Source organism: Nonlabens spongiae (genome assembly GCF_002117125.1).
Classification (GTDB): Bacteria; Bacteroidota; Bacteroidia; order Flavobacteriales; family Flavobacteriaceae; genus Nonlabens; species Nonlabens spongiae.
Genome location: NZ_CP019344.1, coordinates 3,303,957 through 3,317,282, shown reverse-complemented (window position 1 = coordinate 3,317,282; position 13,326 = coordinate 3,303,957). Strand labels below are relative to the sequence as shown.

17 protein-coding genes are annotated in these 13,326 nt (G+C 40.6%); 15 read left to right on the top strand and 2 right to left on the bottom strand.

Features of this window, described 5'->3' with window-relative positions; genetic code table 11:
* The first annotated feature begins 4 nt into the window (after positions 1 to 4).
* The 4 genes from BST97_RS15245 to BST97_RS15230 all read left to right on the top strand — a co-directional run bounded on the left by BST97_RS15245 (position 5) and on the right by BST97_RS15230 (position 2,451).
* Complete coding sequence (locus BST97_RS15245; RefSeq protein ID WP_085768042.1) at positions 5 to 421, top strand: VOC family protein; 417 nt, start codon at positions 5 to 7, stop codon at positions 419 to 421.
* The gene (locus BST97_RS15240; protein ID WP_085768041.1) at positions 418 to 831 is read left to right on the top strand and encodes a YkvA family protein; all 414 of its coding nucleotides are present in this window, start codon (positions 418 to 420) and stop codon (positions 829 to 831) included. The genes BST97_RS15245 and BST97_RS15240 overlap by 4 nt, the downstream gene beginning before the upstream one ends.
* 206 nt (positions 832 to 1,037) lie before the next feature.
* Entirely contained in the window at positions 1,038 to 1,790 is a 753-nt protein-coding gene (locus BST97_RS15235; protein WP_085768040.1) for a hypothetical protein, read from the top strand.
* A 25-nt stretch (positions 1,791 to 1,815) separates the two neighbouring features.
* Positions 1,816 to 2,451: a hypothetical protein gene (locus BST97_RS15230; RefSeq protein ID WP_157111711.1), complete on the top strand. Its 636-nt coding sequence runs from the start codon at positions 1,816 to 1,818 to the stop codon at positions 2,449 to 2,451.
* Positions 2,452 to 2,517: 66 nt separating this feature from the next.
* On the opposite strand, the gene BST97_RS15225 is transcribed toward BST97_RS15230, so the two are convergent.
* Entirely contained in the window at positions 2,518 to 4,164 is a 1,647-nt protein-coding gene (locus BST97_RS15225) for an amidohydrolase (RefSeq protein WP_085768038.1), read from the bottom strand.
* Positions 4,165 to 4,297: 133 nt separating this feature from the next.
* Between BST97_RS15225 and BST97_RS15220 the strand changes: the two genes are divergently transcribed.
* From BST97_RS15220 to BST97_RS15170, 11 genes are all read left to right on the top strand, one after another.
* Positions 4,298 to 4,888 carry a hypothetical protein gene (locus BST97_RS15220; RefSeq protein ID WP_085768037.1) on the top strand — a complete coding sequence of 197 codons (591 nt, stop codon included), beginning with the start codon at positions 4,298 to 4,300 and terminating at the stop codon, positions 4,886 to 4,888.
* A 155-nt stretch (positions 4,889 to 5,043) separates the two neighbouring features.
* Positions 5,044 to 6,372, top strand: a complete 1,329-nt coding sequence (ffh, locus tag BST97_RS15215; protein ID WP_085768036.1) for a signal recognition particle protein — start codon at positions 5,044 to 5,046, stop codon at positions 6,370 to 6,372.
* 66 nt (positions 6,373 to 6,438) lie between these two features.
* A complete protein-coding gene (locus tag BST97_RS15210; protein WP_085768035.1) occupies positions 6,439 to 6,804 on the top strand; it encodes a four helix bundle protein in 366 nt (121 codons plus the stop codon).
* 35 nt (positions 6,805 to 6,839) lie between these two features.
* Positions 6,840 to 7,724: a bifunctional 5,10-methylenetetrahydrofolate dehydrogenase/5,10-methenyltetrahydrofolate cyclohydrolase gene (locus BST97_RS15205; protein ID WP_085768034.1), complete on the top strand. Its 885-nt coding sequence runs from the start codon at positions 6,840 to 6,842 to the stop codon at positions 7,722 to 7,724.
* 6 nt (positions 7,725 to 7,730) lie between these two features.
* The gene (locus BST97_RS15200; RefSeq protein ID WP_085768033.1) at positions 7,731 to 8,219 is read left to right on the top strand and encodes a YkgJ family cysteine cluster protein; all 489 of its coding nucleotides are present in this window, start codon (positions 7,731 to 7,733) and stop codon (positions 8,217 to 8,219) included.
* Positions 8,220 to 8,344: 125 nt separating this feature from the next.
* Positions 8,345 to 8,824, top strand: a complete 480-nt coding sequence (locus tag BST97_RS15195) for a TlpA disulfide reductase family protein (protein ID WP_245833602.1) — start codon at positions 8,345 to 8,347, stop codon at positions 8,822 to 8,824.
* Complete coding sequence (locus BST97_RS15190; protein ID WP_085768032.1) at positions 8,821 to 9,570, top strand: thioredoxin family protein; 750 nt, start codon at positions 8,821 to 8,823, stop codon at positions 9,568 to 9,570. Before BST97_RS15195 ends, BST97_RS15190 begins: the two co-directional genes overlap by 4 nt.
* Before the next feature lie 78 nt (positions 9,571 to 9,648).
* The gene (locus BST97_RS15185; RefSeq protein ID WP_085768031.1) at positions 9,649 to 11,049 is read left to right on the top strand and encodes an MBL fold metallo-hydrolase; all 1,401 of its coding nucleotides are present in this window, start codon (positions 9,649 to 9,651) and stop codon (positions 11,047 to 11,049) included.
* 2 nt (positions 11,050 to 11,051) lie between these two features.
* Positions 11,052 to 11,369: a rhodanese-like domain-containing protein gene (locus BST97_RS15180; RefSeq protein WP_085768030.1), complete on the top strand. Its 318-nt coding sequence runs from the start codon at positions 11,052 to 11,054 to the stop codon at positions 11,367 to 11,369.
* Between the two features lie 50 nt (positions 11,370 to 11,419).
* Positions 11,420 to 12,241, top strand: a complete 822-nt coding sequence (gene kdsA, locus BST97_RS15175) for a 3-deoxy-8-phosphooctulonate synthase (RefSeq protein WP_085768029.1) — start codon at positions 11,420 to 11,422, stop codon at positions 12,239 to 12,241.
* A gap of 168 nt (positions 12,242 to 12,409) precedes the next feature.
* Positions 12,410 to 12,898, top strand: coding sequence for a GIN domain-containing protein (locus tag BST97_RS15170; RefSeq protein ID WP_085768028.1), 489 nt, complete (start codon positions 12,410 to 12,412; stop codon positions 12,896 to 12,898).
* 49 nt (positions 12,899 to 12,947) lie between these two features.
* Here the strand turns inward: BST97_RS15170 and BST97_RS15165 are convergent, their stop codons facing one another.
* Entirely contained in the window at positions 12,948 to 13,295 is a 348-nt protein-coding gene (locus BST97_RS15165; protein WP_085768027.1) for a DUF1801 domain-containing protein, read from the bottom strand.
* Between the last annotated feature and the right edge of the window lie 31 nt (positions 13,296 to 13,326).

Here is a 13,326-nt window from a genome sequence, read left to right as displayed (position 1 = left end):
AAATATGAAATTGACGCCCTTCCATCTTGCCATTCCCGTAAAGGAAATCACGACTACTCGCGACTTTTATCGCGACACGCTGGGTTTGAAGGAAGGGCGCAGTTCTGACCACTGGGTGGACTTTGACTTTTTTGGTCACCAGCTGGTCATACATGTTGCAGAAAATACTCCTGAACCAGATTACAATGGCGTGGATGGCAAGTCTGTGCCGGTGCCGCATTTTGGTGTAGTACTGGAGTGGGAAGATTTTCACGCTTTCGCGAAAGCGATACAATCCAAAGGCGTTGAGTTCATCATCGAGCCCTATACCCGTTTTGAAGGTCAGACTGGAGAGCAAGCTACGATGTTTTTCAAAGATCCTAGCGGAAACGCACTCGAGTTTAAATCGTTTCGGGATTTCAAACAAATATTTGCAAAATGAGTTGGAAAGAATTTTTAAATCCCGATGAGGATTATGCGATGGAAGCTACGCAAAACACCACCGTAGAAGACGTGGATCGCGTCATGAAACAAGAATCAAAGCTATCTCGTCTCTTTAGAGGCATAAAGACCTTAAAACGCTACACAAAACTCTATGAGATCATGGTCATGATGGTAAAAGACTATCGAGCTGGCGTATACAGGCAAGTGCCATGGTTTACCATTTCTGCAATTGCAGCTACATTTATTTATGTGGTAAGCCCCTTTGATCTTATTCCAGATTTTATACCAGGTTTAGGCTATTTGGATGATATGACTTTTCTTACCATAGTCACTGGCTGGATCGATACTGATCTACATAAGTACCTGGACTGGAAACTAGGTCATGAGGATCAGGCTCACGATGAGTGACCTTCCAGATACTCTATGATTATTTGTAAATTTAAGCATGAACACAACGATCATGCTTTTTTTATACAGAAGGTTATGGATTTGTACATTGCCCTTTTTACACTACAAGAACTCCTTGACTGGTTTGAAAAATAAGTTTTTACGTTCATATAAAACCTTTATGAACACACTACCGCTCATTTAAAGATCTGTTGAAAATAAAAAGCATGAGATTTAAATTCCAACCTCAACTCTTTTTTCTCCTCACGCTAGGTTTTGTTCTGTTTACCGCTATAGGAACCGTATCGCATGAGTATGGACATATTTTGATAGCAAAGGTATATGGTTACGAGACCCAGCTGCATTATGGAATGGTCAGCTTTAATCCTCCTGGATATAAAGATGATCCTAGCTATATCGCTTTAGACTCACTTTTCAATAAATATCCCGATACACCATATCTGGATTTGCCTGAAAATGTCAGAAAGTTGCATCAAGAGCATCATGACATTTTGTACGAGTGGTATTGGAGTGATAATTCAAACGATGGTTTATACATTACCATGGGTGGACCTGCACAGACCATGCTTACTGGCATATGCGGATTACTCATTTTGTTCTTTAGAAGAAAGCTGCGAGCAATGCAAGGTTTTAAATTAGTGGATTGGCTGGGCGTTTTTCTATCGCTGTTCTGGTTACGTGAAGTTTTTAATTTAGTGATGTCTACTACGAGAGAATTAATTTCACCAAATGGCGAATGGTTCGGTGGAGATGAGGAACTGATCTCTACAGAACTTGGTTTATGGGATGGGACTTTTTCTGTACTATTAGGAATGATCGGTTTAACTTTAAGCCTTTATGTAATTTTTAAGGTTGTACCATCTCCAAAGAGATTCACTTTTATTGTGAGTGGTTTAGTAGGCGGAATAGTAGGATTTGTCCTCTGGATGGATGTATTGGGACCTATTTTATTGCCTTAGGATTACATTTCTTAAAATCGTAACAGTGAGAAAATTTTTTGTTCTATTGATTTGTTTTGTCGGAATGCATTTAGTGAGCGCTCAATCCCATAACAATTATCTTGAGGTTGTAGCAGGTCTCAGTTTCTACAATGAGGATTTAGCTATCATTTCTCAAGATGTAGTGCTGCCAGAAGAATTTCAACCTGAGGATTATTTTAGGTTTCAAATCATTCCTAAGGTCAACTTTCCAATCAACAACTCAAAATTAGTTGTAGGCCCTCACGTAGGTTTTGGATATGAGAGATTTAAAATTGCTGAACAAAATAACGAAGTTGTTCATCGCAACCTGTATAAGGTAGGCGGGCATGCGCAATATGAGAAATTCAACATCTATGGTTTGAGACCCTATATCGAGATAGGAGCAAACTATAATATTTACCAGACCTCAAACAGTGCAATTGCGAGCGATAACCAGACCGTCGACTATTGGAAGTCATACATGGATATTGGCTTGAGGGTTAGAGCAAGTGAATCATTTGCTGTGTCCTTGCTGTTCAAGGATTTTGCAACCTATCATTCAGCTTCTAGAAACTTTGAGCGTGAAGATGACTTCACAATTGGCCCATTTCTCAGTAACTTTATTCAATTTCCGCATTTTTCTGTGCGTTACAAGTTGTAAACTATGCTGTCCAGCTAATTCAACCTGACCCTCGACTACTAAAAATATCGTGAGAGAAAATCCGAATTATTTCCTATACACCCGCTCCCCATTGATAAAAGTCTCATTCACCTCAAGCTGTGGGACTTTTGAGATATCCACTTGCATTAAGTCAATATCCATCACCATAAAATCTGCTGCCTTGCCTACTTCGAGGCTTCCTTTCTCTTTTTCTTCAAAATTGGAGAAAGCCGCCCAGATGGTCATGCCTCGTAGTGCTTCTTCTCTTGTCAATGCTTCGTCTGACAGGTAGCCATTGTCTGGGAAACCGCTGGTATCTTTTCTTGCGACTGCAGCGTAAAAAGTTAAAAAAGGATTCACCTGCTCTACAGGGTAATCGGTTCCCAGAGCTACAATACCCGATTTTTTCAAAAGCGTTTTATAAGCATAAGCACCTTTAAGTCGCTCAGCTCCTACCCGATCTTCTGCCCAATACATGTCGCTGGTCGCATGTGTAGGCTGTACAGACGGAATGATATTATTCTTGTTGAAATAATCGAAGTCATCCATGCTCACGATCTGGGCATGCTCCACTCTCCAGCGGCGATCTTCCATACCCTTTAAAATCTTTTTGTAACTGTCCAAAACCACATAATTAGCACTATCTCCTATCGCGTGGGTATTCATCTGAAAATCGGTAGCTGCGATGCGCTCAGCGGTGGCTTGAAAATCTTCGATAGAACTCAATAGTGCACCGTAGTGATTGTGTTGATCGCTGTAGGGTTCTTTCATTGCCGCACCACGACTTCCCAACGCTCCATCAGCATAAAACTTCACGGATCGCACATTTAAACGATCTGTTTTTACGATTCCGTTTGTCAAATAATAATCTAGATTTTCAGGAGAGTTGCTGATCATCGCATACATCTTGATTTTTAAATCACCAGATTGATGCAAGCTGTCTATGATTTCAATGGTTTCTCGGTACAAACCTGCGTCATCTACCGTAGTGAGTCCATAAGCAAGATTAATTTTCTGAGCCTGTAGCAGTGAATTAATCGTTTCCTCACGGGTTTTTGCTGGGAAGGTTTTTTCTACCAGCTCCATGGGGTTATCTACAAGAATACCTGAAGGCACACCATTTTCAAGAGTGATCTCACCGCCCTCAGCTTTCGTCTCGGCTGTAATCCCTGCTAGGTCTAGAGCTGCCTGATTTACCAGCATGGCATGACCGTCGATGCGAGTGAGCGCAACCGGAGTTTCTGGAAAAAGGCTGTCCAGCTCTTTTTTAGTTGGGAAGATTTTATTTTCCCAATCGTTTTGATCCCAACCACGACCTATGATGAAGGGTTTGTTCTTCTCTTTTTGAAATTTCACCACCTTGTCCAAAACCTCTTCAAAGCTTTTGGTTCCCATCAGGTCTACACGTTGTAATTGCTGTCCTAAACCGTAAAAGTGACAATGAGCATCAATTAGACCCGGATAGATATATTGGTTTTTATAATCCAGCTCCTCTTCTACTTCATATCCCATTTCTGCGATTTCTTCATTGGAACCTATCGCGACGATCTTACCGTCAGTTACTACCATAGATTGCGCTCTGGAAAATGCCTCGTCTACCGTGTAAATCGTGGCGTTTTTTATGAGCAAATCGGCAGTTTTAGGAGTTTCTTCTCGCGCATCCTTACACGCAATTGATAAAATCAGTAATAAGAAAAGAGTAGCATTTTTCATGCAGGTAAAGATATAATGCGATATTCAATTGATGATGGTGTTGAACACCCTCTATTATTTAGATGATTTTCACCTGAAAATAATTTGCGTAATCTGTTGAAACTTGTATTACATTTGGATAAAACAATCAACTATGAAATCTAAAGTTCTAGTCCTATTCCTAGCCTTAGGAGTACTTGCTTCCGCACAAAATCATGATGCGACAGACTCGGTTATCGAGAAGAAAAACGAGATCACCTCAAACCTTCTAGACCTCGTGGTCGCGGGTTCTTTCAACGTGAGCTACGAGCGGCTTTTTCCTAGCAATCAATCTTTACATATTGCTGTAACGGGTTTTGACACCTACGGGTACTATGACGCTGGCTACCTGGATGAGAGCAACGCTGTGAGCCTGCGCGCAGCCTACAATATTTATTTTTCCAGCAAAAAACAGCATTACGGTTTCTACTTCTACCCTGCTTTGAAAATCAGGACCGGTGAGGTCACTGTGGAAGATGAATATTATGGCTTTGATGATCAATATTATGATGAAGGCTATTCCTATGATATCGGCGGATTTCTAGCTGGATTCGGTCTCGGTCACAAATGGCTGTTTGCTGATAAATTTTCCTTGAGCGTAACTGGTGAGCTTTTCCGTGCCTTGGGTGATGAGCCTGAAGATCCTTGGGGAGGACTTGGTGTGGTAGAGCCACGGTTTGGCGTAAACTTCGGTTTCCGTTTTTAGTTTATAAACTTCAAAATAGTAGAAAGGATTTTTGATTTTTACGCTTTCGCGAAAGCGTAATCCCCACAATCACTATTCAACAGAACTACTCCCTTAAAACCTTGAGGTTAAAGGGCTGTTTATTTACCTTTGCCCATTACGAAAAAAGTACCCAAATGTTTGATAATCTTACGGACAAGCTGGACAAGGCGATGCACGTGCTCAAAGGACACGGAAGCATTACAGAAGTCAACGTAGCCGATACCTTAAAAGAAATAAGACGCGCGCTCGTAGATGCCGACGTCAACTATAAAATTGCTAAATCTTTTACTGCCAAGGCGAAAGAAAAAGCGCTGGGTCAAGGAGTACTTACTACCTTAAAACCTGGACAGCTGCTCACCAAAATCGTTAAGGACGAGCTCACCGAACTAATGGGTGGAGATGCTGTGGGACTGAATTTGAGTGGTAATCCTACCGTGATCTTGATGTCTGGTCTTCAAGGTTCTGGTAAGACAACATTTTCTGGGAAACTCGCTAAGTTTCTAAAAACTAAAAAGAGTAAGCAACCCCTTCTCGTAGCCTGTGATATCTACAGACCTGCGGCGATCGACCAGTTGCACGTGGTGGGTGAAAGTGTAGGTGTAGAAGTTTTCTCAAACCGCGATGAAAAAGATCCGGTAAAGATCTCTCAAGCGGCGATAGCCCACGCAAAACAAAACGGATTCAACGCAGTAATCATAGATACGGCCGGTCGACTTGCTGTAGATGAGCAAATGATGACCGAGATTGCTAATGTTCACGCAGCGGTGCAACCACAGGAGACTCTTTTCGTAGTTGATTCCATGACGGGTCAGGACGCTGTGAACACAGCCAAGGCTTTTAACGACCGCCTTGACTTTGACGGAGTAGTCCTTACAAAACTTGATGGTGATACTCGCGGTGGTGCAGCACTATCCATCAAATCTGTGGTGGATAAACCTATCAAATTTATAGGAACGGGTGAGAAAATGGACGCGCTGGACGTTTTCTATCCAGAACGTATGGCTGATCGTATTCTGGGAATGGGTGACGTGGTTTCCCTCGTGGAGCGCGCCCAGGAACAATACGACGAAGAAGAAGCTCGCAAACTGAGCAAGAAGATTGCAAAGAATCAGTTTGGTTTTGATGACTTTCTTTCTCAGATTCAGCAGATCAAGAAAATGGGTAGCATGAAGGACTTGATGGGTATGATCCCTGGTGCTGGTAAAATGCTTAAAAATGTAGATATCGACGATGATGCTTTCAAAGGTATCGAGTCCATTATCCACTCCATGACTCCAAAAGAACGCACCAACCCTGAAGTCATCAACGGCTCTCGTAAAAAACGTATCGCAAAAGGTAGCGGAACCACTGTTACTGAAGTGAATCAGCTACTAAAGCAATTTGACCAGATGAGCAAGATGATGAAGATGATGCAAGGCGGTAAAGGAAAGGCGATGATGCAGGCGATGAGTCGTATGAAATAGTTTGAATAGTTGCAGTAGGCGGTAGCAGTTTGCAGTAGGGGTAAAAAAATATTTCAATAAAACATTTTGAGTTTTAAGACACTTCTTGCATACCAAAAGGCTTTTGGTCTAGCTATGGAAATTTTTGAAGTTTCAAAAAACTTTCCTAGAGAAGAAATCTACTCGCTAACTGACAAAATAAGAAGATCGTCGAGATCTGTATGCGCAAATATTACGGAAGCATACAGGAGACGCCGTTATACAAAGAGCTACATATCTAGCCTCGTAGATTCAGATGCTGAGAATTCTGAAACGCAAACATGGCTTAGTTTTGCTCAAGCTTGTGGATACATTTCAAAAGATTTAGAAAAAGATCTCGAAAATAAAAGTATAGAAATAGGTAAGCTGATTAACTTTATGATTCAAAACCCTGAAAAGTTTGGGGCTAAATAAGTATACTGCCTACTGCAACTGCAAAATGCAAACTCATGATAATTCTCGACGGTAAAATAACCAGTAACGACATCAAGAACGAGATTACGGAGATCGTTCAGGAAATGAAAAATAAAGGTGAGAAAGTACCGCATCTAGCCGCAGTTATAGTGGGAAATGATGGTGCGAGTCTTACTTATGTAGGTTCTAAGGTTCGCGCGTGTGAACAAGTGGGTTTTGAAAGTACTATGGTGCGCATGCCTAACACTACCAGCGAGACCGAATTGCTTCGAGAGATCAAAAAATTGAACGAGAATCCTGATATAGATGGTTTTATCGTTCAACTACCACTACCCAAACAAATCGATACACAAAAAATCCTGATGGCGGTGAATCCGGATAAGGATGTGGATGGCTTCCACCCTACTAATTTTGGTAGGATGGCACTGGACATGAGTACGTTTATTCCTGCAACGCCATTTGGGATTCTGGAACTGCTGGAGCGTTACAATGTTGAAACTAAAGGAAAACACACTGTGGTTATCGGTAGGTCTCATATTGTAGGGCGACCCATGAGTATCTTAATGGGACGTAAAGGCTTTCCCGGGAATTCTACGGTAACCTTAACCCACAGCCATACCAAAAACATCACTCAAATCACCTCACAGGCAGATATCATCATCACCGCGCTGGGAGTCCCTGGTTTCTTGAAAGCTGAAATGGTCAAAGACGATGCGGTCATTATAGATGTGGGTATCACCCGTGTTCCCGATGAGACTAGAGAACGAGGCTATTATATTACGGGTGACGTAGATTTTGAGGCGGTGAAAGAAAAAGCAAGTTTTATCACTCCAGTTCCAGGTGGCGTAGGTCCTATGACGATTGCCATGTTACTAAAGAATACTTTATTGGCGAGAGAACGTCACAGAGAATCAGAATAGTTTAAAGTGTCTCTATTAGAAAATCTTGAAAACAAGGCTCGGCAGAAGGAATCTGAAAACCGAGCCTTTTTTAAGCGCCTCAAAAAAAAGAAGCCTAAAGATCTTGATCTTATAGCACGAGAAGAGCACGATTCGGTTTTTGATGAAATCGACTGTTTAGAATGTGCTAATTGCTGTAAAACTACTGGACCCTTATTTACTGATAACGACATCAATCGCATTGCAAAGCATTTTAAAATGCGACCAGCCGATTTTGTTGATCAATACCTCAAGGTAGATGAAGAAGGTGATTACATTTTGCAGTCCACTCCTTGTCACTTTCTAGGTTCTGATAACTATTGTTCTATTTATGAGGTACGGCCCAAAGCCTGCCGTGAATACCCACATACTGACAGACGTAAATTGTATCAGATAGGGAATCTTTCTGTAAAAAACACCCACATCTGTCCAGCAGCTCTTGAAATCGTCGAGCGTATCAAAGAGAGAATGAAGTAAAATTCTCCTAATCTTACATAATTTTTTTAAGAATTCTTACAATTATTTTGTTACAGAACCTTGATTATAGCTAATCATAGTTAAAACACATCATAATTCTTCAATCACGGTGTATTTTTAATCTCATGAAAAAAATGTTTTTTCTTTTCTTGATTTTGAGCTTAATCTCTTGCGAGAAGCAATTAACTATAGCACAGGCTCAAAAAATCGATAGAGATGAATTCAAAAAAGTTCTCAAAAAGGAAAGTGAAAAAGTCCAGGTAATTAACTTTTGGGCTACATGGTGTGCGCCTTGCGTAGAAGAATTACCAGCTTTTGAAGAAATGAGTAAAAAGTATGATGATGAATTAGATATGACGCTCATTTCATTAGACGACGCAGACTTAATTGATAAAAAGGTGAATCCATTTTTAAGGGAGAATGAGATTACCGCCACGGTTTTACTATTGGACGACCCCTACTCATCTGAGTGGATTCCTATGGTAGATCCGCATTGGGATGGTGCCATTCCCGTTACTTTAATAAAGAATAATAGTAAGAGTAGGTTTTATAACCGCACTTTTACTGAAAATGAATTAGAAAAAGAAATACAATCCTTCTTATGAAGACCCTTAAAATACTTACTGGAGTGGTAATAGTAGCACTTATAATTGTATTTGCTACAGGCTCCATAGAATTTGGCGAAGACCGAGAAAATTTTTATGCTGATGACCCTAAACAGGATAGAGAATATTCTGATGATCAAAGTGAAAAGCAAGCCCCACCGAAAGTTAACGAGGTATTAGAATCCTCAGATCCAGAGGTTGAATCAGACTTTGGCTATTCAATTGGTGACAAAGCTGCAAATTTCAGACTTCAGAACGTTGATGATGAATATGTGTCTTTATCAGACTACCCAGATGCCAAAGGCTTCATCGTAATCTTTACCACTAACCACTGTCCGTATAGCGTTGCTTATGAAGATCGCATCAACAACCTGGACAAAAAATATGCAAGTCAGGGATTTCCCGTAATAGCTATTAACCCTAATAATCCACAGGCTTATCCAGAGGATAGTTTTGAGAACATGAAAATAAGGGCAAAGGAGAAAGGTTTCACATTCCCTTACTTATTTGATAAAGGTCAAGTGGTGTATCCTAAATATGGAGCCACAAAAACACCACACGTTTTTCTACTAGAAAAAAAAGAGGCTGACCATATCGTCAAATACATCGGCGCAATTGATGATAATTATAAAAATTCTGATAAGGTAAAAAACCACTTTGTAGAAGAAGCCGTAGATGCTTTACTTGCTGGTGAAGAAATCAAAACCAAAACCACCGTAGCCATAGGTTGTAGTATCAAGAAATAAATTTTCCCCATCATAACGCATTAATGCTTATAAGCAATCGAGACTTCTTGATTGCTTATTTTTGTTTAAAATTTAAGCATGATCCTAGAGCAGTATTACACTAAATGTCTTGCACAGGGAACCTATTACATAGCCTCAGAAGGTGAGGCAGCTATCATAGACCCATTGCGTGAAGTGCAGCCATACATCGATCGCGCAAATGAAGATGGCGTGAAGTTCAAATATATTTTTCTAACCCATTTCCATGCAGATTTTGTCTCAGGCCACGTTGATCTAGCAGATAAAACTGGCGCTACTATAGTTATCGGACCAGAGGCTGTGACTAGTTACGCTTTCGCGAAAGCGGAACACCTTCAAACTTTCAATCTAGGCAATATCACTTTGCAATTACTACACACTCCAGGTCATACCATGGAATCGTCTTGCTATCTATTAAGAAACGAAGATGGCAAGGAAGAAGCGTTATTTACTGGAGATACTCTTTTTATTGGCGATGTCGGCCGGCCCGACCTCGCTGTAAAATCTGACTTAAGCAAAGAAGATCTAGCAGGGCATTTATATGACTCACTGCGTAATATTGTTATGCCGCTACCCGATGATATCACCATTTACCCAGCGCATGGAGCGGGAAGTGCATGTGGTAAAAATATGAGCAGTGAGACCAGCGACACGTTGGGAAATCAAAAGAAAACTAATTACGCACTGGCGACTGATCTGTCCAAGGAAGATTTCATCAAAGAAGTAACGACCGGCATCGCTCCCCCACCCGCCTATTTTCCTAAAAACGTGTGGATGAACAAGGGAGTAAATTCCAGTATCGATGAGATCATCTCGCGAGGAACCTCCCCAATTAACGCAAAATCATTCAAGGCACTTGCAGATGATGCTGACTTTTTAGTTTTGGACGTACGGTCGCCTCAAGAATATACCGCAGGTAGTATACCTGGCTCTTGGTTTATAGGACTGGATGGCCAGTTTGCTCCTTGGGTAGGTGCACTCATAGAAAATATAGATCAGAAAATCATACTAGTTGTTCCTGACGGTCGTGAAGAAGAGGCTGTTACGCGATTAGCTCGCGTAGGTTATGACAACGCTCAAGGATACTTAAAAGGGGGTATAGAAGCTTGGAAGAATGCAGGTTACGAGCTGGAAACAATTGAAGATATCACCGCTCAAGAATTTGTGGATGGCCTTGAAAACGGAGCCATCAAATATGCCGCAGATGTAAGAAAACCAGGTGAATTTAAAAACGCTCACCTGGAGAATGTACATCACTTCCCGCTGAGCAATATTCATGTGGATATACAGAAGTATGATCCTGAAAAAACATTTAGCATCCATTGCGCTGGAGGCTATCGATCAGTGATTTATGCCAGTATTTTAAAAGCAAATGGAATTAAAAATTTACAAAATGTCCTGGGGGGCTTTGGAGCTATTAAAAAAGCAGAGCTCTCGCAGATTGACATAATAAAAGAATAAACATGAAAGATTTAAATAATTACGAGTTCCAACAAGCCCTTGCAGCAGATGAAAATGCGCAGATCATCGATGTGCGCACAGATGAAGAAGTAGCAGAAGGTATGATCGGAAACGCTCTGCACCTGGACATCCACAAACCGCAAGAATTCATGGACGGAGTTAATAAGCTGGACAAAGAAGGGAATTACTATGTTTATTGTCGTGCAGGGAGTAGAAGCTCTCAGGCATGTCAAATCATGGAGCAAATGGGTTTTAAAAACACTTACAACCTCCAGACAGGATTCAGTCAGTGGGACGGAGAGGTAACCCACAAGGCTTAAAACTATTAATTCAAAAATCAACCATCTACTTTTCACCAAATACCAAAATTATGGATCTCAAAAAGATCAATAAACTCAAGCACACCGATTCAAATAATTTCTTCCTACTCTCAGGGCCCTGTGCCATTGAAGGTGAAGAAATGGCTCTACGCATCGCAGAAAAGGTAGTCGCAATTACGGATGCTTTCAAAATCCCTTACGTATTTAAAGGTAGCTTCAAAAAAGCCAATAGAAGTAGACTCGATAGCTTTACAGGAATAGGTGATGAGAAAGCACTTAAAATATTGAGAAAGGTTTCTGAGACTTTTGATATTCCTACGGTTACTGATATTCACGAGGTGAGTGATGCTGCCATGGCGGCAGAATATGTGGATATTTTGCAGATCCCGGCTTTCCTTGTGCGTCAAACAGATTTAGTCGTGGCAGCCGCTGAAACTGGTAAAACGGTAAATTTGAAAAAGGGACAATTTATGTCGCCTGAATCCATGCAACATGCCGTAACAAAAGTCACTGATGCTGGAAACGACATGGCCATGATCACAGATCGTGGAACTATGTTTGGGTATCAAGATATGATTGTCGATTTCAGAGGTATTCCCACCATGAGAAAATTTGCTCCCACTGTGCTGGATGTTACTCACAGTCTGCAACAGCCTAACCAAAGCAGTGGTGTAACGGGAGGAAGACCTGAGATGATCGAAACCATTGCCCGTGCCGGTATTGTAAACAATGTGGATGGGTTGTTCATAGAAACCCACTTTGATCCTAAAAATGCCAAGAGTGATGGCGCTAACATGCTTGATTTGTCTCTTCTCGAGGGACTTCTTGGTCGATTAACCGCTATAAGAAAAACGGTGACTGGTTTTAAGTAAATATTAACAAATCGCGTTGAGCTTTTGATATCAGTAGTTCTCGCCTATTATTTTGATTAATATTTATTACCATAGCTTTATCTGAAGGTTAAACAAAGTTAACGCAGGTAACATTCTCATTTCTAAACCGTCTTTTAGATAAATAACCTTTCTAAAAAACAAACAGATATGAAAAATGTAGTTTTAGTATTCGCCCTTTTAATTGTCGCTTTCGCGAAAGCGCAATCCGTTCAAGAAGTAGAGGATTTTCACCGTATCATGATCGATACTGATGCTCAAGTGGAAGTCATTTACTCACCGAAAAGCCAGGTAATGATGAATCTTCCGGAAAATCAGCTCACAAATCTTAATGTCGATGTGAAGAACGGCGCACTTATCATCAAACAATTAAATGATAAAAAATTTGAAGACTTGAGAATCCGTATTTATACAAATAGAGTTTCTGCTCTTGCCGTGAAGGGAGATACAGAAGTTTCTTTGAGCCGCTTTAAGTTTCAAAATGATCTAGTAGTACAAACTTCTGACAATAGTTCTGTAGACTTAGGTGAATTGAAAGTTGAAAACCTAAATGTCATGCGTACCAAGAATAGCAGCGTTGTATGTAAAGATGCAAAAAACAGAAAAGAAACTGTTGATGGCGTTGTAATTACAAGTTAATCAAAGTGTAACATAATAATAGACCGCTGGTATTTCACCAGCGGTTTTTTTATGATTGAAATCCTGTTGCTTGTTCCAGATAAAATTCTGTACGATTGTTTGCGATATCTTCAAGATCCGTAAATCTCAACGAGCGTAAACGCTTTCTATTTTCGCCATCCACCAGCTTGCCAAAACTGTCTTCTAAATGAATACCATTCATTAATCCTAGATCGAGATAATCCTTCCTGAAATTAATAAAACAGAACATCTTGCCATCGAGTTTGTAAAATGGAAGACTCCATTTGAATTCTAATTTCATGGAATCAGAACGTTCCATGATCATCAGGTGTAGTTCTCTTGCAACTTGAACAAACGGTTCTGGAAGATCTTCTATGTACTGTAACGCTTCATGCATAAAAAAACCGTGGCTTAAATCAAACCACGGT